Raw genomic sequence first — 24,762 nt, forward strand, 5'->3', positions numbered from 1 at the left:
ACAATTCTGCCTGGTTGGTCACCCGTGTAACGGCCGGAATGGTTCTCGACTGTATCGGAAGTTCCATACAGGCAAAATCTACATGACATCACCCAAAGATGACGGCGGTCGCCACAAGGCGAGCGCGCGTGAGCGTATTGACGAGATCAATGGGCTCTACCTTTCCATGCGCAAATGGCTGGAAGTCTGGCTGAAGCAGAACCCCGAGCCATCCGCCGCGATCTGCAAGACGGCGCTTGCCAAAATCAACGAAATCCAGGCGGCGCACAGCCAGCTTTTGAAAGCCGAGGGGCGGTTCGATGACCTATGCAAAAATGACAAAGCCGATGACAACAGCCCTGACATCGACGCCATCTGCGCTGACATCGGGCGCAAACTTGATCGCCTGCGCGCCGCTGCACGAGAGGGCGGCGTTTCTGGAAAGGCTGACGGAGGCTGAACTGATCGCGCTGCCGCATCTGTTCGGGTTCTGGGCTTTGCCGCATCAGGTACCGCCCGAAGGCGATTGGCGCACATGGATCATTCTGGGCGGGCGCGGGGCGGGCAAGACCCGTGCCGGGGCCGAGTGGGTGCGCAGCGTGGCGGAAGGGCCGCGGCCGCATCTGCCGGGTCGCGCGCGGCGGATCGGGCTGATCGGCGGCACCTTCGACGAGGTGCGTGAGGTCATGGTGTTCGGGGAAAGCGGGCTGATGGCCGTGTCGCCGCCCGACAATCGCCCGCTGTGGGTCGCCGGGCGCAAGCAATTGCACTGGCCGAACGGAGCCGTGGCGCAGGTACTTTCGGCGCATGAGCCGGACAGTCTGCGCGGCTACCAGTTCGATGCGCTCTGGGCGGACGAGTTGGCGAAGTGGCCAAATGGCCTGAAGGCTTGGGATATGCTGGAATTCTGCCTGCGGCTGGGGGAAGACCCACGTGCCTGCGTGACGACGACGCCGCAGAACGTGGCCGTCCTCAAGGACCTGATGGCGCAGGACAGCACCGAGATCACCCATGCGCCGACGCGGGCGAACCGGGCCAATCTGGCGCGGAGTTTTCTGAAAGAGGTCGAGGCCAAATACGGCGGCACCCGCAAGGGACGGCAGGAGTTGGACGGAATCCTGACGAGCGATGTGGAGGGGGCGTTGTGGACGACCGGGCAGTTGGTCGACTGCATCTGTGACGATCCGCCCGAGGACATGCGGACCGTCGTGGCGGTCGATCCGTCCGTGTCCAGCAACAAGCGATCGGATGCCTGCGGGATTATCGTCGCGGGGGCGGTGACCACAGGGCCTGTGTCGGACTGGCGGGCCTTTGTGCTGGAGGATGTCACGGTGCACGGCGCCACGCCGCTGGAATGGGCGCAGATCGCCGTGGATACGTTCGAGCGCCACGGGGCCGACCGGCTGGTGGCGGAGGTCAACCAGGGGGGCGCGCTTGTGGAAAGCGTCGTGCGTCAGGTGTCCGCGCTGGTGCCCTATCGCGGGGTGCACGCCAGCAAGGGCAAGGTGCTGCGCGCGGAGCCTGCGGCGGCGCTCTACGAGCAGGGGCGCGTGAAGCATGTGCGGGGCCTTGGTGCGCTGGAGGACCAGATGTGCGCGATGACGGCGCAGGGCTTCCGCGGGGCGGGATCGCCCGACCGGGTGGATGCCCTGGTCTGGGCGCTGCACGAGCTGATGATCGCACCGTCGCTGAAGGTGCAGGCGGCACCACGGGTGCGGCGTATCTGAACGGGTTTGCGGTGGGCCGGCCGTTGCATGGCTCACCGCACGCCCGCTTCGCCACTTGGCAAGGACTGGCTGTCATACCTTTCCCCAACGAAGCGCAACTGACGTATCGCCCGTCGAGGAGACCCGCCGCATGTTCGAATTTTTCAGCCGCAAGCCAGAGGCACCTGCCATCGCCAAGAAGGCATCGGCCACCGGTCCGCTGGTCGCGATACAGGGTGCGGGGCGCGTCGCCTGGAGCCCGCGTGATGCGGTGTCGCTGACGCGCACCGGGTTCAACGGCAACCCCGTCGGCTTTCGTGCAGTCAAGATCATCGCGGAGGCCGCGGCGGCGTTGCCGCTGGTCGTGCAGGACCGGTTGCAGCGCTATGACACCCACCCGGTGCAGGCACTGATCGACCGGCCCAATGCAGGCCAGGGCCGCGCGGAACTGCTGGAGGCGCTCTACGGTCAGCTGCTGCTGACCGGCAACGCCTATGTCGAAGGGGCGGTGCTGGACGAGTTGCCGGCCGAGCTGCATGTGCTGCGGTCGGACCGGATGAGCGTGGTGCCGGGGGCGGATGGGTGGCCTGCGGGGTATGAATACAGTGTCAACGGGCGCAAGCTGCGGTTTGCGGTGGGTGAAGGGGCCAGCCCGATCTGCCACATCAAGACCTTCCACCCACAGGACGATCATTACGGCATGTCGATCCTGCAGCCTGCGGCGAACGCTATCGATGTGCACAACGCAGCCTCGCGCTGGTCCAAGGCGCTGCTGGATAATGCGGCGCGGCCATCGGGGGCGATCGTTTATCGCGGTGGCGAGGGGCAGGCGGGGCTGAGCCAGGATCAATACGACCGGCTGGTCGAGGAGATGGAGAGCCAGCATCAGGGCGCGCGCAACGCGGGGCGGCCGATGCTGCTGGAAGGAGGGCTGGACTGGAAGCCGATGGGCTTTTCCCCCTCCGACATGGAGTTCCAGAAGACCAAGGAGGCGGCAGCGCGCGAGATCGCCGTGGCCTTCGGCGTGCCGCCGATGCTGCTGGGGATACCGGGGGATGCCACCTATGCCAATTATCAGGAGGCGAACCGCGCGTTCTATCGCCTGACGGTGCTGCCACTGGCCGCGCGAGTGACGAGCGCCATTGCCGACTGGCTGTCGGATTTCACGGGTGAGCGTCTGGATATCCGGCCCGACCTCGACCAGGTGCCGGCACTGGCTGCCGAGCGCGATGCGCAGTGGCGGCGGGTCAGCGATGCGGCGTTCCTGACGGATGCGGAAAAGCGCGCCCTGCTGGGGCTGCCCGCCCGCGAGGTGGGCGATGAGTAACAACATCGTCGAGATGGGGCAGGGCCGCCGCGAAAGTGACCGCAGGCCCGCCGCGACCGATTTCTGGTTTGCCCAGCTTGACGTGCGGCTGGGCCGGATCGAGCGGCTGGTGACCCGGCTGGAGATACAGATGCTGTGCATCGCCTGCGGGGCTTTTGCGTTGCTGGTGCTGGAGATCATTCAGGTGCTGCGCGGGCAGTGAAAGGAACGGATATGACCGAGTTGGAACATAAATTCTGCCGCACCGGCGGGCCGGTGCAGATCGAGGACGGCACGGTGATCAGCGGCTATGCGTCGCTGTTCGGCAAATGCGATCAGGGCGGCGATATCGTGCAGACGGGCGCCTATGGCGCGTCGTTGGGCCGGGTGGCCGCGCAGAAGCGCAACATCAAGATGCTGTGGCAGCACGACCCCGCTCAGCCCATCGGCGTCTGGGACGAGGTGCGCGAGGATGCCACGGGCCTGTGGGTCAAGGGGCGTATTTTAACGGATGTGGCAAAGGGCCGCGAGGCGGCGGCGCTGATCACGGCGGGGGCCATCGACGGGCTGTCGATCGGGTATCGCACGGTGAAGGCGCACAAGGATGCGGGCGGTCGCCGCCTGCTGGACGAGCTGGAACTGTGGGAGGTGTCGCTGGTGACCTTTCCGATGCTTCCCGATGCGCGGGTGGGGGGCAAGCGGCACGACCCGCTGGACGCCCACCTGCGCGATCTTGCGGCGGTGTTCATGGAGGCCCGGCGCAGTTTGGGCCGCCACGAACACGCATAACCGGGCCCCGCGCGGGCCATTAGCGAAAAGGATCAAGTGATGACGACACCCGAAGCGAAGGCTCGGGCCGGGGAAGATCTGTCTCCGGCAGAGGAGTTACGGACCGCAATTGGCGGTTTCGTGGCCGACTTCAAGGATTTCTCCAACGGCGTGACCGCCAAATTGCAAAAACAGGATGACCGCATGAACAAGCTGGATCGAAAGACATTGATGTCCGCGCGCCCCGCGCTGGCCATGGCCGCCGAGGTGGACGCGCCGCACAAGAAGGCTTTTGCCGCCTATCTGCGTTCGGGCGACGACGACGGGCTGCGTGGCCTTGAGATCGAGGGCAAGGCGCTGAACACCTCTGTCGCCGCCGATGGCGGCTATCTGGTGGACCCGCAGACATCGGACCGGATCAAGGGCACGCTGAGTGCGACATCGTCGATCCGCGCGATTGCATCGGTCGTCACTGTCGATGCGACATCCTATGACGTGCTGGTCGACCACACGGAGATGGGTGCGGGCTGGGCCACCGAAACCGGCGGGCTGTCGGAGACGGACACGGCGCAGATCGACCGGATTTCCATTCCGCTGAACGAATTGTCGGCCCTGCCCAAGGCATCGCAGCGGCTGCTGGACGACTCTGCGTTCGACATCGAGGGCTGGCTGGCAGGCCGGATCGCCGACAAGTTCGCCCGGTCCGAGGCGCAGGCGTTCGTGTCGGGCGACGGCGTGGACAAGCCGCGCGGGTTTCTGGATTACCCTGTCGTGGATAACGCGGCATGGGTCTGGGGCAGCCTGGGGTATGTCGCGTCGGGCACGGACGGCGGCATCGCGGACGGCGATCCGATTGTGGACCTGGTCTACAGCATCGGTGCGGAATATCGCGCGGGCGGCACCTTTGTGATGAACTCCAAGACGGCGGGCACGATCCGCAAGCTGAAAGACAACGACGGCCGCTTCCTGTGGTCGGACGGTCTGGCGGCTGGCGAGCCTGCACGGCTGATGGGCTACCCTGTACTGATCGCAGAAGACATGCCGGATATCGCATCCGACAGCCACGCCATCGCCTTTGGTGATTTCAGCGCGGGGTACACCGTGGCCGAGCGCCCGGACCTTCGGGTGCTGCGCGATCCGTTCTCGGCCAAGCCGCACGTGCTGTTCTACGCGACCAAGCGTGTTGGTGGGGCGGTGAGCGATTTTGCGGCGATCAAGCTGATGAAGTTCGCGGCCAGTTAAACCACGGCTGCGCGAACCGGATGCCGCGACCGACCCTGCGGCATCCGGGACCGGGCGCGCGAACCAATGCCCGTTTCGCGTTGTCTAGCTGCTCCCTTCCGTCCGAGCAACGCGGGAGGGGTGCGCGCCCGGCCACACGCCTGACCGCCCGATATACCGGAGATTTTTCATGATACTCGTCGAAGAGACCACGGTGCCGCTGTCCGCACTGCCGATGGCCGTTTTCAAGGATCACATGCGCCTGGGTTCCGGTTTTTCGGACGAGGGGCTGCAGGACGGCATTCTTGAGGTCAGCCTGCGGTCGGCCATGGCGGCGATCGAGGCGCGGACCGGAAATATCTTGTTGTCCCGCCGTTTCGTCTGGACGGTGATGCGCTGGCGCGACCCGGCGCGGCAACCGCTGCCCGTGGCCCCGGTGACCGGGATCGTCGCGATCACCGGCGTCGCCCGCGACGGGAGCGAGACCGATTGGCCCGCGACGGCGTGGCGTCTGGAACGCGACAGCCAACGCCCGCATCTGCTGGGTGCGCGGGGGGCACTGCCGACGATTGCAGAGGGTGCGTCGGTGAAGGTGACGCTGGAGGCCGGGTATGCCGCCGATTGGGACGGTATCCCCGCCGATCTGGCGCAGGCGGTGCTGATGCTGGCGGCGCACTTCTATGAATTCCGCCATGATGCGGGCGGGGCCGCGGTGCGGTTCCCCGGCACGGTGGATGCGCTGATCGCGCCCTACCGCACCGTGCGCCTGTTCGGCGGGGGGGCGGGGCAATGAGCGTGCCGCGGCTGAACCGCAGCGTGACGCTGGAGACCCCGGTGCAAAGCCCCGATGCCGCGGGCGGGTTCGTGACCAACTGGTCCTCGCTGGGTGTGCTTTGGGCCGAGATGAAGCCTGCTAGCCACCGCGAGGTGACAGGTGCGGGCGGGCCGCTGGCGCGCAGTGCCTACAGGATTACCGTGCGCGCGGCGCCGGTGGGTTCGCCGCGCAGGCCGCGCCCCGGGCAGCGGTTCACCAAGGCGGGACGGGTGTTTGATATTTCCTCGGTGGTTGAGCGTGATCTGGATGCGCATTACCTGACCTGCCTGTGCCTGGAAGAGGTGGCGTCATGAGTTACGCGATGTCTCAGGCGCTGCAGGCGGCGATCTTTCAGCAGCTTTATACCGATCCGGTCGTGGCCGGGCTGGCGGGCACGGCGATCTATGACGCGATCCCGGCAGGCGAGGTGCCGCCGCTTTATGCGGTGCTGGGATCGGAAACGGTGCGCGATGCGTCGAGCAAATCTGGCGCTGGCGCGATCCACGATCTGCGCATCGACGTGGTGAGCGAGGCCGCGGGTTTTGCGGGGGCCAAGGCGCTGTCGGCGGCGATTTCCGACGCGCTGGTTGACCATACGCCGGTTTTGTTGCGGGGGCGGGTGATCGCGCTCAATTTCCTCAAAGCCTCTGCCGCGCGGATCGGCACGGGCGACACGCGGCGGATCACGCTGATCTTTCGCGCCCGCGTCGATGACGACGCAGTCTGATTTCAATTCACAGGAGACCTGACACATGGTGGCTCAGAACGGCAAGGACCTGCTGGTCAAGATCGACATGACCGGCGACGGATCGTTTGAAACAGTGGCGGGACTGCGCGCCACGCGCATCAGCTTCAACGCGGAGGCGGTCGACGTGACCAGCCTGGAAAGCAGCGGCGGCTGGCGCGAGTTGCTGGCGGGGGCCGGTGTGAAAACGGCGGCGATTTCCGGCTCGGGCGTGTTTAAGGACGACACGACGGACGAGCGGGCGCGGCAGATATTCTTTGACGGGGAAACGCCGGAGTTTCAGGTGGTGATCCCGGATTTCGGCATCGTCGAGGGCGCGTTCCAGATCACATCCGTCGAATATGCGGGCAGTCACAACGGCGAAGCGACCTATGAGCTGAGCCTGGCCTCTGCCGGGGCGCTGACCTTCACGGCGCTGGTCTGATGGTCAACCCCTATGCCGGTGAGGTGGCGCTGACTGTGGATGGCGAGCGACACGTCTGCAAGCTGACGCTGGGCGCGCTGGCGGAGTTGGAGGCGCAGCTGGGCGAGGACACGCTGATGGCGCTGGTGCAGCGGTTTGAGGGGGGCGGTTATGCCAGCCGCGACGTGATGGCGCTGCTGGTGGCGGGGTTGCGCGGCGGGGGCTGGCAGGGGACTGCAGGTGACCTGCTGACCGCAGAGATCGCTGGCGGGCCAATTGCGGCGGCGCAGACGGCGGCGCTGTTGCTGGCGCGCGCCTTCACGCCGCCCGCATGACCCGGCTGGACTGGCCTACGCTGATGCAGGCGGGGCTGCATGGGCTGGCGTTGCGCCCGGAACAATTCTGGGCGCTGACGCCTGCGGAGTTGCAGGTGATGCTGGGGCGGGGCGCGGCGCGCAGGCCCATGGGCCGCGCGACGCTGGCCACCTTGCAGGCGGCCTATCCAGATAGAGGAGAGAGATCATGAGAGAGATCGACGAGTTGGAGGTGCTGGACAGCGATGTCGCTGCACTGGAGCGCACGCTTGGCGATACGGCGGCGATGACCGCGGCCTTTGACGGGCAGCTGCGCGACGTGCAGGGCACGCTGGATGCCACGACCCGCGATCTGGGCAATCTGGAGCGCGGGTTTTCTGGTGGGCTGCGCAAGGCGTTCGATGGGTTGGTGTTCGACGGGCTGAAACTGTCCGACGCGCTGTCGGTCGTGGCGACCTCTATGGCCGACACGGTTTACAACGCGGCGGTGCGCCCGGTGACGGGGCATCTGGGCGGGCTGCTGTCGGACGGGGTGAATTCGCTCGTCTCGGGGCTGTTGCCCCACGCGGACGGTGCGCCGTTCAGCCAGGGCCGGGTGATGCCCTTCGCCCGTGGCGGGGTCGTCAGCGGGCCGACGACGTTTCCGATGCGCGGCGGCACCGGTTTGATGGGCGAGGCCGGGCCGGAGGCGATCATGCCGTTGGCACGGGGTGCCGACGGGCGGCTGGGCGTGCGCACGCAAGGGGGTGGGGCGGTCAACGTCACGATGAATATCCAGACCCCGGATGTGCAGGGCTTCCAACGCAGCCAATCCCAGATCGCGGCGCGGATGTCGCGGGCGCTGGGCCATGCCAACCGCAACCGTTGAGAGGGGGACACAGATGTCATTTCACGAAATCCGCTTTCCTGCATCGCTGTCCTTCGGTGCGATGGGTGGTCCGGAGCGCCGGACCGAGATCGTTACACTTGCCAACGGTCACGAGGAGCGCAACACGCCGTGGGCGCATTCGCGCAGGCGTTATGACGCGGGGTTGGGGCTGCGGTCGCTCGACGATGTGGCGGAGCTTGTCGCGTTCTTCGAGGCGCGGCAGGGGCAGTTGCATGGTTTCCGTTGGAAGGATTGGGGCGATTTCAAATCCTGCACCGCATCCGCGAAACCCGCGCCGCTGGATCAGCTGATCGGCATGGGGGACGAGGAGACCGCGACCTGGCGCCTGATCAAGACCTACCGGTCGGGCGGACACAGCTATGCGCGCCCGATCACGAAGCCTGTGGCTGGAACCGTCCAGATCTCTGTCGGGGGGGATACGTTGCAGGAAGCGGTGGATTTCGAGGTCGATACCACGACCGGTGCAGTGAGCTTTGTCCGCGCGCCGGACATGGGGGCCGAAATTCGCGCAGGATTCGAGTTCGATGTGCCGGTCCGGTTCGATGCCGACCGGATACAGACTTCGGTGGCGAGCTTTCGCGCGGGCGACGTGCCGAACGTGCCGGTGGTCGAGGTGCGGGTATGAGCCGCGCCGATCTGCACGCACATCTGGCCACCGGGCTGACCCATATCTGCCGCTGCTGGGCGATTGCCCGCAGTGACGGTGTGACGCTGGGCTTTACCGATCATGACACGCCTTTGCAGTTCGACGGGATCACCTTTGCTGCCGACAGCGGGATGGCGGCGAAGGCGCTGGCCAGCACGTCCGGCCTGTCGGTGAACAACACCGAGGCGCTGGGAATACTGACCGACGACAGCGTAACCGAGGTCGACATCGCCGCCGGGCGTTACGACGACGCGCAGGTGACGGTGTGGATGGTCCAATGGGATAATGTAGAAGCGCGCAAGATCACCTTTCGTGGCAGCATCGGCGAGATCACCCGCGCCGGCAGCGCCTTCCGCGCCGAGTTGCGCGGGCTGACCGAGGCGCTGAACCAGCCGCAGGGGCGATCCTACCTGCGCAGTTGTTCGGCCGTTCTGGGGGATGCGCGGTGCGGTGTCTCACTGGACGATACGCGCTATGTGGGCGAGGCGGTCGTGGACAGGTCACAGGACGGCGAGCGTTTCGATCTGGCGTTGCAGACGTTCAACGACCGCTGGTTCGAAGGCGGGATGCTTCACGTTCTTTCAGGCGCGGCCAAGGGCCTGCGGGCGGCCATCAAGCACGACCGCGCAGGTGGTGGCCGCCGTGAGGTGACGCTGTGGCAGGCGATACCGGTGCCGATTGCGCCCGGCGACGCGATCAAACTGGTCGCGGGATGTGACAAGCGCGCCGCGACCTGTGCCCAGAAATTTGCCAACCTCATCAACTTTCAGGGTTTTCCGCATATCCCCGGCGACGATTGGCTGATGTCGGTGCCGCGTGCGGATCAGGACAATTCCGGCGGGAGCCTGACCGGATGAGCGCGATCGTCACCATCGCGCGCCGCTGGATCGGCACGCCCTATCTGCATCAGGCGTCTGTGCAGGGTGCGGGCTGCGATTGTCTGGGCCTGATCCGCGGCGTCTGGCGCGAGGTGCATGGTGCCGAGCCGGAAGCCGTGCCGCCCTACACGCCCGATTGGTCGGAGCCGCAGGGGGACGAGGTACTCTGGCGGGCGGCGTTGCGTCATTGCCAGCAGGTCGCGTCGGATGCCGCCGGTCCGGGTGACATCCTGCTGTTTCGGATGCGGCCGGGAGCGGTCGCCAAGCATCTGGGCATTCTGGCCGCCATGCGTCCGGCGGCGACGTTCATCCACGCCTATGCCGGACACGGGGTTGTGGAGAGCCCGTTGTCGGACGCATGGCGGCACCGGATCGTCGCGCGATTTGCATTTGTGAAAGGATAGCCACATGGCCACTCTCGTACTGTCCGCCGCCGGTCTGGCGCTGGGCTCGTCGCTTGGCGGGACCGTTCTGGGGCTGTCGACCGCCGTGATCGGGCGTGCCGCAGGTGCGACGCTGGGGCGGGTCATCGACCAGCGCCTGCTGGGTGCCGGGTCCGAGGCAGTGGAAACCGGCAAGGTCGACCGGTTTCGCCTCACCGGGGCCAGCGAAGGGGCCACGGTGCAACAGGTCTATGGCCGGATGCGGGTGGCGGGGCAGGTGATCTGGGCCACGAAATTCGCCGAGACCAGCAATACCACGGGGGGCGGAAAAGGCGCACCGCAACAGCCAGAGGTGACGGAATACAGCTATTCCATCAGCCTGGCGATCGCGCTTTGCGAGGGCGTGATCGCGCGCGTCGGTCGTGTCTGGGCCGATGGCGAGGAGGTCGCGCCGCGCGATCTGAACATGCGCATCTACACCGGAACGGCTGACCAACAACCCGACCCCAAGATCAGTGCCGTGCAAGGCGCAGGCCAGACCCCGGCCTATCGCGGGCTGGCTTACGTCGTGTTCGAGGACCTGCCGCTTGCGCAATTCGGCAACAGGGTGCCTCAATTCACCTTCGAGGTGATGCGGCCGGCCGCTGCCGATGCCTCAGTCGAGACGGCAGATATCGCCAATCTGATAGAAGGCGTGGCGTTGATCCCCGGCACCGGTGAATACGGGTTGGCGACGACGCCCGTCTATATGGCTTCGGAATTGAACGCGCAGGTTGGCGTCAACCTGAACACGCCTGCCGGGTTGACCGACTTCGACGTGTCTTCGACAGCTTTGGCCGAGGAGTTGCCGCGCTCCGGTTCGGCGCTAGTAGTCGTGTCGTGGTTCGGCGATGACCTGCGGTGCGGCGACTGCGTCGTTCGCCCCAAGGTCGAACAGACGGACATCGACGCGGACGCGATGCCCTGGATCGTATCGGGGTTGCCACGGGCGCAGGCGCAGGCCGTGGCCCAGCAGGATGGTCGCCCGGTCTATGGTGGAACACCCTGCGATGCGTCCGTCGTGGAGGCGATTGCCGCCCTGAAGATCAAGGGCCAGCGCCCGGTATTCTACCCGTTCATCCTGATGGAGCAGCTTGCCGGTAACGGGCGCGACAACCCGTGGTCGCCGGGGAGCGACCAGCCGGTTTTGCCGTGGCGTGGCCGCATCACGCTGTCGGTTGCGCCGGGTGTCGATGGCTCGCCGGACCAGACAGCAGCGGCAGATGCGCAGGTGGCCGCATTCATGGGGCAGGCGGATGCCGGAGATTTTGCGGTGAGCGGCACGACTGTGACCTACACCGGCCCGCCGGACTGGGGCTATCGCCGGTTCATCCTGCATTACGCGCATCTTTGTGCGGCGGCGGGCGGTGTCTCTGCCTTTTGCGTCGGGTCCGAAATGCGCGGGCTGACGCAGGTGCGGGGGGACGGTGGCATGTTCCCCTATGTCACCGCACTCCGGCAGTTGGCCGCGGATGTGCGCGGTATTCTGGGGCCGGAGACAAAGATCAGCTATGCCGCCGATTGGTCTGAATATCACGGCTATCAACCGCCGGGGACAGCGGACAAGATTTTCCACCTCGATCCGCTTTGGGCCGCGCCCGAGATCGACTTTGTCGGCATCGACAACTATATGCCGCTGTCGGACTGGCGCGACGGCGAGGATCACGCCGATGCCCATTTCGGCACGATCTACGATACCGATTATCTTGCAGGCAATGTTGCGGGCGGCGAAGGCTATGACTGGTACTACGCCACCCCGCAGGCGCGCGATGCGCAGCGACGCACGCCGATCACCGATGGCGACGGTGAACCCTGGGTCTGGCGCTACAAAGACCTGCCGGGGTGGTGGGGCAACGTCCATCATGACCGTATCGACGGGCAACGATCGGCGGTGCCGACACCTTGGGTGCCGCAGTCGAAACCGATCTGGTTCACCGAGTTAGGGTGTGCTGCCATCGACAAGGGCACCAACCAGCCGAACAAGTTTCTCGATCCGAAATCGTCGGAATCGCAATTACCCTATTATTCAAACGGTATGCGCGACGACCTGATGCAGGCGCAGTATCTGCGGGCGATTTATCGGCACTATGCCGAAGGCGCCAACAATCCGGTTTCGCAGGTTTATAACGGGCGGATGGTCGCGATGGACCGTGCCCATGTCTGGGCCTGGGACGCGCGCCCGTTTCCGCACTTCCCAGCAATTTCGTCGTTGTGGGCCGATAGCGAAAACTATGCGCGCGGGCACTGGCTGAACGGGCGCGCCAGCAGCAGGACGCTGGCCAGCGTGGTGGCGGAAATTTGCGCGCGTTCCGGCATCGGGCAGATCGATGTCAGTGGGCTTTACGGACTCGTGCGCGGGTATAGCGTGGCCGACATCGGCTCTGCGCGCGCGGCGCTTCAACCGCTGATCCTGACCTATGGGATCGAGGTTGCCGACCGGGATGGATTGATCGTATTTTCCAACCGTGACGGCCGCGCATCCGCGACGATCACCGCGGATGACCTGGCTCAGGATCCCGAGCAGGACACCGCGGTCAGCGTCACACGCGCGCCCGAGGCGGAGATCGCGGGCCGCGTGCAACTGGAGTACATCGACTCCGAGGCCGATTACGAAGGCGGCGTCGCGGAGGCCGTACATCCGAACGAGCGCACGCTGGGCCTTACGCGGAGTACGTTCCCGATTGCCCTGACCCGGGCCGAGGGCGCGCGGACGGTCGCCCGCTGGATCGCAGAGACACGGGTGGCGCAGGACAGCGTCAGCTTTGCGCTGCCACCGTCCATCGCGGACCCGGGGGCAGGCGATGTGGTGCGCATCAGGACACCGCAGGCGGACGGGCGGTTCAGGATCGACAGGGTCGAGGATGCCGGATTGCGGCTGATCGAGGCGACGCGGGTCGCGCCGGAGGTCTATGTGCCGCAGCAAATTCCCGAGGAGGGCGCGGTGCTCAAACCCTACGTCGCACCGGTTCCGGTGACACTCGCATTCCTCGACCTGCCGCTGCTGACCGGCGCCGAGGTCTCGCATGCCCCGCATGTCGCCGCCTTTGCCCGGCCTTGGCCCGGCGCGGTTGCGATCTACACCGCACCGCAGGACAGCAACTACAGCTACTTGCAGCTTGTGACACGTGCGGCCGCAATGGGCGTGACCGAGACGGATTTGACCGCGGGGCCGGTCGGACGCTGGGACCGTCGATCCCTGACGATCAGGTTGTTTCGTGGGAGCCTGTCGGGGCAGGCGACAGAGGCCATCCTGTCAGGCGCAAACCTGTTTGCGATCGGTGACGGGTCTGCCAAAAACTGGGAGCTTGTGCAGGCGGCCGACGTTCAGCCGCTGGGTGACGGGCGTTTCGTGGTGTCACAGATGCTACGCGGGCAGGCCGGGAGCAGCGGGTTGATGCCGCCGCAGTGGGACGCCGGCGCGCGCGTGGTTTTGATCGACGGCACGCCAAAGCAGATAAAACTGCCCGTGACGGCACGCGGGACCACGCGGCACTTTCGCTTTGGCCCGGCCAAGCGCCCCTTGGGTGACGCCAGCTATCGCTATGAAGCGCAGGCGTTTCAGGGCAACGGATTGCGGCCATATCCGGTGGTGCATCTGCGGGCCACGCCCGAACCGGGGCAGACAAACATCACCTGGATACGACAGACCCGTATCGACGGCGACGACTGGGGCGGGCTGGACGTGCCGCTGGGTGAGGATACCGAGACCTATCTGCTGCGCGTCTTGGATCAGGGGCAGACCCGGCACGAGGCGGTGCTTGCAACCCCGCAATTCGTCTATTCCGACGCTCAACAAGCCGCCGACGGCGTTACCGGCGCGTTCGAGGTGCAGGTGGCGCAGGTTTCGGCGCGCTTTGGTCCCGGTCCGTTTCAAAGCGTTGGCGTTGCAGGCTAGCCGATGCGTCCTGTTCACATCGCCGATCTTGACCGTGCGACGCGGGCGCTCCTGCTAGTGCCGCCGGGCGAACGGGCTGCGCTGGCCGACAGGATCGTCGCGCGGGCGGATTGCGCCGACAGGTTTCGCAAACGCCTGCACCGCGCGCATCCGGACTGGGGCACCGGTACGCTGGGGTCGGCAGTTTCGTCGTGCGATGCTCCGCACCCCGTGCGATGCGACGCCGCCTATCTGCTTGCCCTTCAAACCCTGACGTCGGCATTGCTGGCACATCACGGGCGCTGATGGCGCAGATCACGGGTTTTTTCTTGGCGCATCGTGCCTATCTGATCTATGACGGACATCCGTTTTGATCCGACAGCCCGCGCGAAGGACACCGCACCATGGCCCAACGACACCCCACCGTGACCGAAGTCGATCCCGTTTGGCACCGGATATGCGAGGAAGCGTCTGACGCAATCGTGGCAGAGCCGCTGATGGGTGGGTTGATCCATTCGGGTATTTTGCACCATGCGGCCTTCGCCGATGCGCTGGCCTACCGGATGTCGATGAAACTCGCCTCGGCCGAGATGTCGGAGCAGATTCTGCGCGAGATCGCCGATGCGGCACTGCATGAGGATGGCACGATCGTGGATGCGGCGCGCGCCGATCTCGTGGCGATTTTCGAGCGTGATCCGGCCTGCCATCGGTTGATGCAGCCGCTGCTGTTTTTCAAGGGATTTCAGGCCGTTCAGGCCTATCGTCTTGGCCATTGGCTGTTCACGACGGGGCGCAAGGACCTTGCATATTTCGTGCAGATGCGCGTGTCGGAAGTGTTCGGGGTGGATATCCACCCCGCCGCACGGATCGGCAAGGGCATCATGATCGACCACGCCCATTCCATCGTCGTGGGTGAGACTGCCGTTGTGGGCGACAACGTGTCGATGCTGCATTCTGTCACGCTTGGCGGCACCGGAAAGGAAGACGACGACCGTCACCCCAAGATCGGCGATGGTGTGCTGATCGGGGCGGGGGCCAAGGTGCTGGGCAACATCAAGATCGGCCATTGCACCCGCATTGCAGCCGGGTCGGTGGTGCTGGAAGACGTGCCGCCGATGAAAACCGTCGCAGGTATTCCGGCCAAGATCGTGGGCGAGGCGGGATGTTCGCAGCCTTCGGTATCCATGGACCATTTGTTCAAATCCATGGGGTAGGGTGGTTTCGGGCGCGATTGCAAAATTGCGCGGTATCGCCTATATTGCGCGTAGCGCGGAGGACCACATCATGAGCTTGAAAACGATCATCACGACCTACAAGCTGAACGTGGCACTGACCGCGGCGTCTTGTCTTGGGCTGGTCCTGATCGTGCAGGCGGCGGTCATCGGCTAACCCCGGCGGTTGCCGAGGTCGATCAGCAATCCCACGATTACACCCAGATAGAGATATCCGACAATCGCCTCGATTCCGGCAATCAGGCGCATGCGCGGTGTCGGTTGGAAGTCGCCGTAGCCGAGCGTGGTGAAGGTCACTGTCGAGAAGTAGATCGCCGACCAGCGCGAGCGGTCCAGCGCTATTTCACCTTCCGATATCACAAGGGGTGCCGTTATTTCCACTCCTAAAGCTGACGATAGCGCTGGATCGTCCGCTGCAATACGGACAGTGCCTGGACAGACCGGTGCGGTGCACAGAATACCGTCCGCGTGGTGCAGAAACCCGAAAAAGGAGATCAGTGACAGTCCGCAAGCGGCGATGGCGACCCATACAATGCGGTCGCTGACGCTTGCGTTGAAATGCGATCGGAACACGGCGAAGAGGGCGAGACAGACGAGCGGGATCGCGACCCAGACGGTCGGCAGGCCGAAGATGCTGTTAGACAGGATATTTGCCGAACCGAAAAACGCCGTGAGCGCTGCCAGAAACAGAAACACCGTCGGCAGCACACAGTTAATCAGACCGGGCGGGAACTCCCACCGCAGCATCAGGCCAGCATGGTCATCGGGCTTTCGAGGTTGTCCTTGATCGCCTGCAGCAGGTTCGCCCCCAGCGCGCCGTCGATCACGCGGTGGTCGACCGACAGGGTGACGGACATGACCATGCCCACGGTCAACTCACCGTCGGCCCCCACGATGGGTTTCTTCACCCCGGCACCGACCGCGAGAATGGCGGCATGCGGCGGGTTGATGATCGCATCGAAGTTGTCGATGCCGAACATGCCCAGATTGGAAATGGCGAAGCTGCCACCCTGATATTCATGCGGGGCGAGCTTGCGGTCGCGGGCGCGGGTGGCGAGGTCCTTCATCTCTGCCGACAGCGCCGACAGGGATTTCATCTCTGCGTCTTTCAGAACGGGCGTGAACAGCCCGCCTTCGATCGCCACGGCAACCGCAACGTCGGATTTCTCGAACTTCAACGTGCGGTCGCCGGCCCAGACGGCGTTCGCCTCCGGCACCTGTTGCAGCGCCAGCGCGCAGGCCTTGATGATGAAATCGTTGACCGACAGTTTCACGCCGCGCGGCTCCAGCTGCTTGTTCAACTGGCTGCGGAATTTCATCAGCGCGTCGAGCTGGATGTCACGGCGCAGGTAGAAATGCGGCACCGATTGCTTGGCCTCGGTCAGGCGGGCGGCGATGGTCTTGCGCATGCCGTCCAGCTTGACCTCCTCGAAGGGGCGGCCTTCGTAGGTTTTGATGACGGTTTCGGTCGACGGACCGGCGGCCATTGCGGCCCCGGCGGGTGCGTCAGCCTTTGCTGCTGGTGCGGACGCCTCGGCCTTCTTCGCGCCGGGTTTCGCGTTCTCGACGTCAGCTTTCACGATCCGGCCGTGCGGGCCGGAGCCCTTGATGTCGGCCAGATCAAGTCCCTTGTCCGCGGCGATCCGCCGGGCGAGGGGGGAGGCGAAGATGCGTTCGCCGTCTTTCCTGGGTGCGGGCGCGGCGGATTTACTGTCGTTGGCAGCCGTTTCGCCCCGGCCATAGCCCTTCTCCGGCTCGGTCTTGTCGGAGGCATCGGCGGGGGCGGCATTGCTGCTGGCCTCTTGCTTGGGGGCAGTGGAAACTTCGCCGATGTCATCGGCGCTTTCGCCGTCTTCCAGCAGCACGGCGATAGGGGTGTTCACCTTCACGCCCTCGCTGCCTTCCTCGACCAGAATTTTGCCGATGGTGCCTTCGTCCACCGCCTCGAACTCCATCGTGGCCTTGTCGGTCTCGATCTCGGCCATGATGTCGCCGCTGGAGACGGTATCGCCTTCCTTGACGTGCCATTTCGCGAGAGTGCCTTCCTCCATCGTGGGGGACAGGGCGGGCATCAGGATTTCGGTGGGCATATCGGTTGCTCCGTTAGTTGGCGGGCGCGGGAACGCTGGGTTCCAGAATTTCGGATACGAGGGATTCCACGACGACTTCCTCGACCGCGACGTAGCTGGTGGCGGGATTTTCCTTCAGCAGCGCGTCGATGGCGTGGCGTGCGGCTTCGCCCAGGACGATGCCGACATCGGTGGGATCGCCGAGGCAATCGGGAAGGATCGTGACGGTTATGGCGGTCTCTGATCGGGCGACGGTCAATCCGGCAGGTGGGCAGGCGGGTGTTGTGGCACCGGCCGCGGAGGCGGTCAGTATCGCCCCGATCATGCCCGCCAGCCGGATCACTTGTAAGTCACCTTTTTCACGGCCTCGATCACCTCGTCCGTGGTGACGAGCGCATGTTTTTCGAGGTTCGCGGCATAGGGCATCGGCACGTCCTTGCCGGTGCAGTTGATCACCGGCGCGTCGAGGTAATCGAACGCCTCCTGCATGATCACGGTGCTGATGTAGCCGCCGACGCTGCCCTGCGGCCAGCCTTCCTCGACCGTGACGCAGCGATTGGTCTTGCGCACGGATTCGAGGATCGTTTCGGTGTCCATCGGGCGCAGGGTGCGCAGGTTGATGACCTCGGCGTCGATACCGTCCTCTGCCAGCTTTTCAGCGGCGGCCAGCGCATATGTCATCCCGATGCCGAAGGACACGATGGTCACGTCGTCACCCGCCCGTTCGATCTTGGCCTTGCCAAAGGGGATGGTGAAATCATCCATCACCGGCACGTCGAAGGACTTGCCATAGAGGATTTCATTTTCGAGGAAGATCACCGGGTTGTTGTCGCGGATCGCGGTCTTCATCAGGCCCTTTGCGTCGGATGCGGAGTAGGGCATCGCGACCTTCAGTCCGGGGATCTGCATATACCACGCGGCATAATCCTGGCTGTGCTGTGCACCCACACGGGCGGCGGCACCGTTGGGTCCACGGAACACCATCGGCGCCCCCATCTGGCCGCCGGACATATAGAGCGTCTTGGCGGCGGAGTTGATGATCTGGTCGATCGCCTGCATGGCGAAGTTGAAAGTCATGAACTCGACGATGGGCCGCGTGCCGCCGAAGGCCGCGCCGACGGCGATGCCGGTGAACCCGTGTTCGGTGATCGGCGTGTCGACCACGCGTTTGGGGCCGAACTCGTCCAGCAGGCCTTGCGAAATCTTGTAGGCCCCCTGGTATTCGCCGACTTCCTCGCCCATGAGGAACACATCCTCGTCGCGGCGCATCTCTTCGGCCATGGCGTCGCGCAGGGCTTCGCGCACAGTCGTCTGCTTGACCTCCGTATCCTCGGGCCAGTCGGGTGACGTATCCTTGGGCTGCGCGGGGGAGGGGTGCGACATCCCGGCGGCAGGTGCGGTTTCCGACGATTGTTCCTTGCCGGCGGGGGCGGGCTGTTGAGACTTCCCGTCGTCGATCTCGGCATCGTCCATGCTTTCGCCGTCTTCCAGCAGTATGGCGATGGCGGTGTTTACCTTCACACCTTCGGTGCCTTCTTCGATCAGGATCTTGCCGATGGTGCCTTCGTCCACGGCCTCGAACTCCATCGTGGCCTTGTCGGTTTCGATTTCGGCCATGATGTCGCCGGACGACACGGTGTCGCCTTCTTTGACGAGCCATTTGGCCAGCGTGCCTTCCTCCATCGTCGGCGACAGGGCGGGCATCAGGATTTCAGTAGCCATATCTCAAGCCTCCGTCGGATCTTCTTTTGCGTAAATATCGGTCCACAGCTCCTCGAGTGCCGGTTCCGGGCTTTCCTTGGAGAATTCGGCGGCCTCGTTCACGATGGCCTTGATCTCCTTGTCGATGCCCTTGAGGTCGTCCTCGGAGGCGTGCTTGCCGGTCAGCAGCATGTCGCGGACCTGTTCGATAGGGTCACGCTCGTCTTTCATCTTCTGGACTTCCTCGCGGGTCCGGTATTTCGCGGGGTCCGACATGGAGTGCCCGCGGTAGCGATAGGTTTTCACTTCGAGGATATACGGCCCTTCGCCGGCACGACAGTGCGCCACCGCGCGTTCGCCTGCTTCCTTGACGGCCAGCACGTCCATGCCGTCGACCTCTTCCCCGGGGATGCCGTAGGCCGCGCCGCGTTCCCACAGTGATGGCGATTTGGTCGACCGCTTGACCGAGGTGCCCATCGCATACTGGTTGTTCTCGATTACGAAGACGACCGGCAGGTCCCAGAGTTCGGCCATGTTGTAGGTCTCGTACACCTGGCCCTGGTTGGCTGCACCGTCACCGAAATAGGCGAAGGTCACGCGACCGTTGCCCTTGTATTTGTCGGCAAAGGCGAGGCCCGCACCGATCGGCACCTGTGCCGCGACGATGCCGTGGCCGCCGTAGAAATGCTTTTCCTTCGAGAACATATGCATGGAGCCGCCTTTCCCTTTGGAAAAGCCGCCCTCGCGTCCGGTCAGTTCGGCCATGATCCCCTTTGGGTCCATGCCACAGGCCAGCATGTGACCGTGGTCGCGGTAGGATGTAACGCGCTTGTCGCCTTCCTCTGCCGCCGCTTCCAGCCCCACGACGACCGCCTCCTGACCGATATAAAGGTGACAGAAACCGCCGATCAGACCCATGCCGTAAAGCTGGCCCGCCTTTTCCTCGAACCGCCGGATCAGCAGCATTTCGCGATAGTGTCCCAGCAATTCCTCGGCCGAGACGTTGGCCTTGTTCTTCGATTTGGCAGAAGCCTTCTTGGGCGGCATTTGGTTTCCTCCGTCGTGCAGACCGGGCGTTCAAAAGTAGTTTAGCGTTAAACCATTTCCTAGAGCATGCCCGAGTGGATGGCGAGAGTCAAAGTGACGCAAAGACAAGCGCCGGGCGCATGGCAGGGTTCCATTCTTGGTATGAAAGATTTCTTTGCGGCCTTCAGCGGATGACGATTTCATCCGCACGGATCAGGCCCAGCACATCGCGGGCCTGTTCATCCAGCAGGTCAAGATCGAGGTAGGTGTCGGAGAGCCGGTGCGTCAGATTCTCAAGCCGCGTGACCTCGGCCTGCAGAACCGCAAGCTCCTGCTCCAGGGCGCGGGCCTCTGCCTTCACATCGGCGCGCTTGAAGACACCATAGTCACCCTGCACCGCGGCAAAGGTGAAATAGAGGCCCAGCATCAACAGGCCCAGAAATGTCAAAAGCGTGCCCATCGCCGGGCGGCTGCGTCGTGTCATGTCTGCCTCGCGCGTCGCCTCTGACGGGCGACTGATCGGCAGAATCGCACATCCGATTCGCTTTGTGAATCCCTTAATTCAGGATCAGTTCACAAATCCCGCCGCCGTGTCGAACGATCCGGTGACGGTGCTGCATCGCGTGGGTTCACGATCTTCCAGTTCGCATATCTCCCCGGTGAGGGTGCCTGTGATGCGGCGAAAGTTGGGATTGTCGGTTTCAGTGACGCCGGTGATGAAGACCTGAAAATCGCCGCGTGTTTCCGCAAGGACCCGCAGATCGTCACGCCCGCCGTCGCCGATGGCCTGCAGTCGCGCCGTGTCCGACACGCCTGGCCCGATGGTGGGAAAGGTCGCCATAATCTCGATCCGCCGATTGCCGGTCAGGTCCGCGTCCTCGGGGTCATAGCCCTGCAGGAACAGTGTCGGAATACCATCGACGATTTCGAACCATGCGCTCGGGTCGATTGCGCCGACAGAGAAATCCACAAGGGTCCGTTCGATCTGTTCATTCCCGGCGGTCAAAGACATCGTGCCGAGCTTCGGAATGGTCGCGAATGTCGGCTGCGGTGGCATGACCGTTCGGATATTTTCCTCGCCGACAGGGGTAAGGTCCGGGGCCGGGCCGGACTGTGTTGCAGGCGGTGAAGTACAGGATGCCAGCGCGACAACGCTGGCCGTCGCAAAAATGTGGTTTCGCATCAATCGCTCGCGTCAAATGGTGTGACGCCACAATATCAGATTCGATCTGGCCGTCTATCAGCCAGCGATGGATGCGCGATAGATACTGTCAATGGTCGCGGCCAGTGTGGCGTCGAAATCAGCATTGCTTTGGTCCGCCGAAAGCCCTTCGGTCAGCGCGCGGCTGAAGCTGGCGATCACGCCTGCGTTCTGCGCCAGACGGGCGTTCGCCTCGTCCCGGCTGTAGCCGCCCGACAGGGCAACCACGCGCAGCACACGCGGGTGGTCGACCAGAGGTTTGTAGTGGTTCGCCGTCTCCGGCAATGTCAGCTTCAGCATGACGAGCTGGTCGTCGGGCAGGGCGTCTAGGGCCTGCGTCAGCGACGCCAGTAGCATGTCTTCGGCCTGTGTTTTGTCCGGGATGCCGATCGAAATCTCGGGTTCGATGATCGGCACCAGCCCGTGCATGATGATCTGCTGCGCGATCTGGAATTGCTGCACGACGATGGCGTTGATCCCGTCAGGATTGGCCGCCCCGATGACCGAGCGCATCTTGGTGCCGAACATGCCCGCCGTCTCCGCCCGCGCCAGCAGGGTGTCCAGCCCGTCGATGGGCTTCATCAGTTGCACGCCGTCATGCGCGTCGCGCAACCCCTTGTCGACCTTCAGGAACGGGACGACGCCATGATCTTCCCAAAGCGCGGTCGCCGCCGGTTTGCCGCCGATCTCGCGGTCCATCGTCATTTCGAACAGGATCGCACCGACCACCTTGTCACCGGTAAAAGCAGGTGACGTGACGATCCGGCTGCGCATGGCATGCATCAGCGCGAACATCTCGTCGTCACTGGCATAGGCGTCCTCGGCGATACCGTACTGGCGCAGCGCCTTGGGGGTCGACCCGCCGCTCTGATCCAATGCGGCGATAAAGCCCTTGCCGTTGCGGACCTGATCCAGTTGCGCCTGATTGGTCATGTGCCTGTCCCTGTGCCGGATTGAACCTCACCTCTCGTTAAGCACGGGCGCGCGGTCCCCTCAATGCTGGTCGCGCTAACGGTAGCGCAATCAGTTGCGCAGTGCCGCGACACCGGGCAATTCCTTGCCCTCCATCCATTCCAGAAAGGCTCCGCCCGCGCTGGAGATATAGCTGAAGTTATCCGCGACCCCGGCCTGATTGAGCGCCGCGACCGTATCGCCGCCGCCTGCGACGGAAATCAGCTTGCCGCTGTCGGTCAGGGCCGCGGCCACACCGGCGGCGGCATTTGTGGCCCGGTCGAAGGGCGCGATTTCGAAGGCGCCCAATGGGCCGTTCCAGACCAGCGTTTTCGCGCCGGCAAAAACTTCGCTGATGTAGGTGACGGTGTCGGGTCCGGCATCCAGGATCATCATGTCTGCGGGGCAGGCATCGGGGGCCACGACCTCGTTCTCGGCACCGGCCTTGAACTCGCGCGCCACGACGACATCGCGCGGCAGGACGATCTCGCATCCGGCCTTGTCAGCCTTTTTCAGGATTTCGCGCGCGGTATCGGCCAGATCGTGTTCGCACAGCGATTTGCCGACGTCATGGCCCTGTGCGGCCAAAAAGGTGTTCGCCATACCGCCCCCGATCACCAGATGATCGACCTTGCCGACCAGATTGCCCAGCAGGTCCAGCTTGGTCGACACTTTCGCCCCGCCCACGACGGCCACCAGCGGCCGGTCAGGCGTGCCGAGCGCCTTTTCAAGTGCCGCCAGTTCTTCGGCCATCAGGCGACCCGCGCAGGCGGGCAGCAGGTGGGCGATGGCCTCTGTGCTGGCATGGGCGCGGTGGGCGGCGGAGAAGGCATCGTTGACATAGACGTCGGCCAGCGAGGCGAGGCGCTTGGCAAACGCCTCGTCGTTCTTTTCCTCGCCGGGGTTGAAGCGCAGGTTTTCCAGCAGCAGCACCTCGTCGTCGTCCATCTCGGCCACCGCGCCGGCATAATCGCTGTCCACGAAAGTGACGGGATAGCCCAGCACATCGGCCACCGCGGGGGCGATGTGTTCCAGCGACATTTCCGGGACGACCTTGCCCTTGGGACGGCCGAAATGCGCCATCAGGATCACCTTGCCACCGGCTTCGCGGATGTCGTCGACGGTATCGGCGATCCGCTCGATCCGGGTGGTGTCGGTCACGCGGCCATCCTCGACCGGCACATTGATATCGACGCGCACGAGCACGCGCTTGCCAGCAAGGTCCATGTCGTCGAGGGTTTTCCAGGTCTTGTCGCCGGTCATCGTCACGCTCCTGTCGCAGGTTTCCATCGTTACCTGCGGCAAGCCCCCGCTGCAGTCAACCGCCCCGCGCTTGGCAAAGGGGACGCGGCGCAATATGTGGAGCGGGACAACGGACAACAGGAGCGCCACATGGCCGAGTACAAAGACCCCGAGAACACCATCATCATGACGCTGAAGGACGGCGATGTCGTGATCGAGCTTTTGCCCGACGTGGCCCCGCAGCACGTGGCCCGGATGAAAGACCTCGCTCGTGCCGGCAAATACGACAACGTGGCCTTTCACCGGGTGATCGACGGCTTCATGGCGCAGACCGGCGACGTGGAACACGCCAACATGGAAAACAACTACAACCCCGGTCGCGCAGGCACCGGCGGGTCCGACATGCCCGATCTGCCCGCCGAGTTTTCCAAGGTGCCGCACGCCCGTGGCAGTCTGGGTGCGGCACGGTCGCAGAACCCGAATTCCGCCAACAGCCAGTTTTTCATCAACTTCAAGGACAACGATTTCCTGAACGGTCAGTATACCGTCTACGGCATGGTGACGTCGGGCATGGAACACGTGGACAACATCGCCAAGGGTGAGCCGCCCGCAAACCCCGACCGGATGATCAGCGTGAAGGTGGCAGCAGATGTATAAGCTGGCATCCGTTCTGGCGCTGGTCGCCAGCCCTGCATTCGCAGCCGGTCTTGAGATCGACGTGGCCGGAGAGGCCGAGGGCACGATCGTCATCGACCTGTTCGAGGACGTGGCCCCGCTGCACGCGGCCCAGATCACGGCCATCGCCGAGGCCGGATCCTACGACGGCGTCGTCTTTCACCGCGTGATCGACGGTTTCATGGCGCAGACCGGCGACGTGCAGAACGGTGTCGCCGGTGGCGACCTGAGCCGCGCCGGAACAGGCGGGTCCGATCTGGGCAATATCCCGGCGGAATTCTCTGACCGCGCCTTCGAGCGCGGCGTGGTGGGCATGGCCCGCAGCCAGAACCCCGACAGCGCCAACAGCCAGTTCTTTATCATGTTCGAACCGGGTTACTTCCTGAATGGGCAATATACCGTCGTCGGCGAAGTGACATCGGGCATGGGGGTGGTCGATGCCATCAAGCGCGGGACAGGACCGAACGGTGCTGTCGTCGGCGAGCCTGACCGCATGGTCGACGTGCGCGTAACGGAGTAGCCTGATCCGGCGGAGCGGCCCTGCGGGCCGCACCCCGCTTTTTCAGGTTTCGTTTGAAAAGAGGGCGCGGTCCGCATTCGGGGGCCGCGCCTTTTGCAGCTGGTGGATGCCTCCGGCGGGAGTATTTCGGGCAAGGTGATACGCAAGGCGGCGGCTTGACTCTTCTCGGTGCTGCGCATC

Annotated in this window: 30 protein-coding genes; 21 read left to right on the forward strand and 9 right to left on the reverse strand. The window is 64.4% G+C overall.

All coding sequences use genetic code 11. The annotated features are described in order from the left end of the window. Window positions 1-82: 82 nt before the first annotated feature. The 19 genes from AC04PH_RS07815 to cysE all read left to right on the forward strand — a co-directional run bounded on the left by AC04PH_RS07815 (window position 83) and on the right by cysE (window position 15,179). On the forward strand, window positions 83-439 hold the full coding sequence (locus tag AC04PH_RS07815) for a hypothetical protein (RefSeq protein WP_483065178.1): 357 nt from the start codon (window positions 83-85) through the stop codon (window positions 437-439). Beyond that, window positions 327-1,706, forward strand: coding sequence for a DNA-packaging protein (locus tag AC04PH_RS07820; protein WP_483065179.1), 1,380 nt, complete (start codon window positions 327-329; stop codon window positions 1,704-1,706). The genes AC04PH_RS07815 and AC04PH_RS07820 overlap by 113 nt, the downstream gene beginning before the upstream one ends. 130 nt (window positions 1,707-1,836) lie before the next feature. Continuing rightward, the gene (locus AC04PH_RS07825; protein WP_483065180.1) at window positions 1,837-3,012 is read left to right on the forward strand and encodes a phage portal protein; all 1,176 of its coding nucleotides are present in this window, start codon (window positions 1,837-1,839) and stop codon (window positions 3,010-3,012) included. Further along, window positions 3,005-3,214: a hypothetical protein gene (locus AC04PH_RS07830; protein WP_483065181.1), complete on the forward strand. Its 210-nt coding sequence runs from the start codon at window positions 3,005-3,007 to the stop codon at window positions 3,212-3,214. Before AC04PH_RS07825 ends, AC04PH_RS07830 begins: the two co-directional genes overlap by 8 nt. Before the next feature lie 11 nt (window positions 3,215-3,225). Next, window positions 3,226-3,780: an HK97 family phage prohead protease gene (locus AC04PH_RS07835; RefSeq protein ID WP_483065182.1), complete on the forward strand. Its 555-nt coding sequence runs from the start codon at window positions 3,226-3,228 to the stop codon at window positions 3,778-3,780. 39 nt (window positions 3,781-3,819) lie between these two features. Then, window positions 3,820-5,001, forward strand: a complete 1,182-nt coding sequence (locus tag AC04PH_RS07840) for a phage major capsid protein (protein WP_483065183.1) — start codon at window positions 3,820-3,822, stop codon at window positions 4,999-5,001. Window positions 5,002-5,170: 169 nt separating this feature from the next. Continuing rightward, entirely contained in the window at window positions 5,171-5,773 is a 603-nt protein-coding gene (locus AC04PH_RS07845) for a head-tail connector protein (protein ID WP_483065184.1), read from the forward strand. Beyond that, complete coding sequence (locus tag AC04PH_RS07850; RefSeq protein ID WP_483065185.1) at window positions 5,770-6,108, forward strand: phage head closure protein; 339 nt, start codon at window positions 5,770-5,772, stop codon at window positions 6,106-6,108. The genes AC04PH_RS07845 and AC04PH_RS07850 overlap by 4 nt, the downstream gene beginning before the upstream one ends. Then, window positions 6,105-6,521, forward strand: a complete 417-nt coding sequence (locus AC04PH_RS07855; protein ID WP_483065186.1) for a DUF3168 domain-containing protein — start codon at window positions 6,105-6,107, stop codon at window positions 6,519-6,521. The genes AC04PH_RS07850 and AC04PH_RS07855 overlap by 4 nt, the downstream gene beginning before the upstream one ends. Before the next feature lie 25 nt (window positions 6,522-6,546). Beyond that, a complete protein-coding gene (locus tag AC04PH_RS07860) occupies window positions 6,547-6,963 on the forward strand; it encodes a phage major tail protein, TP901-1 family (RefSeq protein WP_483065187.1) in 417 nt (138 codons plus the stop codon). Continuing rightward, on the forward strand, window positions 6,963-7,277 hold the full coding sequence (locus AC04PH_RS07865) for a gene transfer agent family protein (protein WP_483065188.1): 315 nt from the start codon (window positions 6,963-6,965) through the stop codon (window positions 7,275-7,277). The genes AC04PH_RS07860 and AC04PH_RS07865 overlap by 1 nt, the downstream gene beginning before the upstream one ends. Continuing rightward, complete coding sequence (locus tag AC04PH_RS07870; RefSeq protein WP_483065189.1) at window positions 7,274-7,468, forward strand: rcc01693 family protein; 195 nt, start codon at window positions 7,274-7,276, stop codon at window positions 7,466-7,468. Before AC04PH_RS07865 ends, AC04PH_RS07870 begins: the two co-directional genes overlap by 4 nt. Further along, the gene (locus tag AC04PH_RS07875; protein WP_483065190.1) at window positions 7,465-8,124 is read left to right on the forward strand and encodes a phage tail tape measure protein; all 660 of its coding nucleotides are present in this window, start codon (window positions 7,465-7,467) and stop codon (window positions 8,122-8,124) included. Before AC04PH_RS07870 ends, AC04PH_RS07875 begins: the two co-directional genes overlap by 4 nt. A 13-nt stretch (window positions 8,125-8,137) precedes the next feature. Beyond that, a complete protein-coding gene (locus AC04PH_RS07880) occupies window positions 8,138-8,770 on the forward strand; it encodes a phage distal tail protein, Rcc01695 family (protein ID WP_483065191.1) in 633 nt (210 codons plus the stop codon). Next, window positions 8,767-9,648, forward strand: a complete 882-nt coding sequence (locus tag AC04PH_RS07885; protein ID WP_483065192.1) for a DUF2163 domain-containing protein — start codon at window positions 8,767-8,769, stop codon at window positions 9,646-9,648. The genes AC04PH_RS07880 and AC04PH_RS07885 overlap by 4 nt, the downstream gene beginning before the upstream one ends. Then, window positions 9,645-10,073, forward strand: coding sequence for an NlpC/P60 family protein (locus AC04PH_RS07890; protein WP_483065193.1), 429 nt, complete (start codon window positions 9,645-9,647; stop codon window positions 10,071-10,073). The genes AC04PH_RS07885 and AC04PH_RS07890 overlap by 4 nt, the downstream gene beginning before the upstream one ends. Before the next feature lie 4 nt (window positions 10,074-10,077). Next, window positions 10,078-13,986: a baseplate multidomain protein megatron gene (locus AC04PH_RS07895; RefSeq protein WP_483065194.1), complete on the forward strand. Its 3,909-nt coding sequence runs from the start codon at window positions 10,078-10,080 to the stop codon at window positions 13,984-13,986. 3 nt (window positions 13,987-13,989) lie between these two features. Then, entirely contained in the window at window positions 13,990-14,271 is a 282-nt protein-coding gene (locus AC04PH_RS07900; protein WP_483065195.1) for a DUF7742 family protein, read from the forward strand. Window positions 14,272-14,369: 98 nt separating this feature from the next. Then, the gene (gene cysE, locus AC04PH_RS07905; RefSeq protein WP_483065196.1) at window positions 14,370-15,179 is read left to right on the forward strand and encodes a serine O-acetyltransferase; all 810 of its coding nucleotides are present in this window, start codon (window positions 14,370-14,372) and stop codon (window positions 15,177-15,179) included. 171 nt (window positions 15,180-15,350) lie between these two features. On the opposite strand, the gene AC04PH_RS07910 is transcribed toward cysE, so the two are convergent. The 9 genes from AC04PH_RS07910 to AC04PH_RS07950 form a co-directional block, all read right to left on the reverse strand. After that, window positions 15,351-15,905, reverse strand: a complete 555-nt coding sequence (locus tag AC04PH_RS07910; RefSeq protein ID WP_483065197.1) for a potassium channel family protein — start codon at window positions 15,903-15,905, stop codon at window positions 15,351-15,353. Window positions 15,906-15,943: 38 nt separating this feature from the next. Further along, on the reverse strand, window positions 15,944-17,287 hold the full coding sequence (locus tag AC04PH_RS07915; protein ID WP_483065198.1) for a pyruvate dehydrogenase complex dihydrolipoamide acetyltransferase: 1,344 nt from the start codon (window positions 17,285-17,287) through the stop codon (window positions 15,944-15,946). Window positions 17,288-17,300: 13 nt separating this feature from the next. Next, window positions 17,301-17,609: a hypothetical protein gene (locus AC04PH_RS07920; RefSeq protein ID WP_483065199.1), complete on the reverse strand. Its 309-nt coding sequence runs from the start codon at window positions 17,607-17,609 to the stop codon at window positions 17,301-17,303. Continuing rightward, complete coding sequence (locus AC04PH_RS07925; RefSeq protein WP_483065200.1) at window positions 17,606-18,988, reverse strand: pyruvate dehydrogenase complex E1 component subunit beta; 1,383 nt, start codon at window positions 18,986-18,988, stop codon at window positions 17,606-17,608. Before AC04PH_RS07925 ends, AC04PH_RS07920 begins: the two co-directional genes overlap by 4 nt. A gap of 3 nt (window positions 18,989-18,991) precedes the next feature. Beyond that, window positions 18,992-20,014, reverse strand: coding sequence for a pyruvate dehydrogenase (acetyl-transferring) E1 component subunit alpha (pdhA, locus tag AC04PH_RS07930; RefSeq protein ID WP_483065201.1), 1,023 nt, complete (start codon window positions 20,012-20,014; stop codon window positions 18,992-18,994). A gap of 163 nt (window positions 20,015-20,177) precedes the next feature. Next, window positions 20,178-20,477 (reverse strand): FtsB family cell division protein, encoded by a 300-nt coding sequence (locus tag AC04PH_RS07935; protein ID WP_483065202.1) that lies wholly within the window; start codon window positions 20,475-20,477, stop codon window positions 20,178-20,180. A gap of 84 nt (window positions 20,478-20,561) precedes the next feature. Beyond that, window positions 20,562-21,005 carry a hypothetical protein gene (locus tag AC04PH_RS07940; RefSeq protein ID WP_483065203.1) on the reverse strand — a complete coding sequence of 148 codons (444 nt, stop codon included), beginning with the start codon at window positions 21,003-21,005 and terminating at the stop codon, window positions 20,562-20,564. A 228-nt stretch (window positions 21,006-21,233) separates the two neighbouring features. Beyond that, window positions 21,234-22,127 carry a fructose bisphosphate aldolase gene (locus AC04PH_RS07945; RefSeq protein ID WP_483065204.1) on the reverse strand — a complete coding sequence of 298 codons (894 nt, stop codon included), beginning with the start codon at window positions 22,125-22,127 and terminating at the stop codon, window positions 21,234-21,236. A gap of 90 nt (window positions 22,128-22,217) precedes the next feature. Beyond that, complete coding sequence (locus AC04PH_RS07950) at window positions 22,218-23,408, reverse strand: phosphoglycerate kinase (protein ID WP_483065205.1); 1,191 nt, start codon at window positions 23,406-23,408, stop codon at window positions 22,218-22,220. Window positions 23,409-23,537: 129 nt separating this feature from the next. Here AC04PH_RS07950 and AC04PH_RS07955 point away from each other — a divergent pair, with 129 nt between their 5' ends. Both AC04PH_RS07955 and AC04PH_RS07960 read left to right on the forward strand, forming a co-directional pair. After that, entirely contained in the window at window positions 23,538-24,044 is a 507-nt protein-coding gene (locus tag AC04PH_RS07955) for a peptidylprolyl isomerase (protein ID WP_483065206.1), read from the forward strand. Then, a complete protein-coding gene (locus AC04PH_RS07960) occupies window positions 24,037-24,582 on the forward strand; it encodes a peptidylprolyl isomerase (protein ID WP_483065207.1) in 546 nt (181 codons plus the stop codon). The genes AC04PH_RS07955 and AC04PH_RS07960 overlap by 8 nt, the downstream gene beginning before the upstream one ends. Window positions 24,583-24,762 lie beyond the last annotated feature (180 nt).

The organism is Yoonia sp. KMU-150 (genome assembly GCF_056858355.1).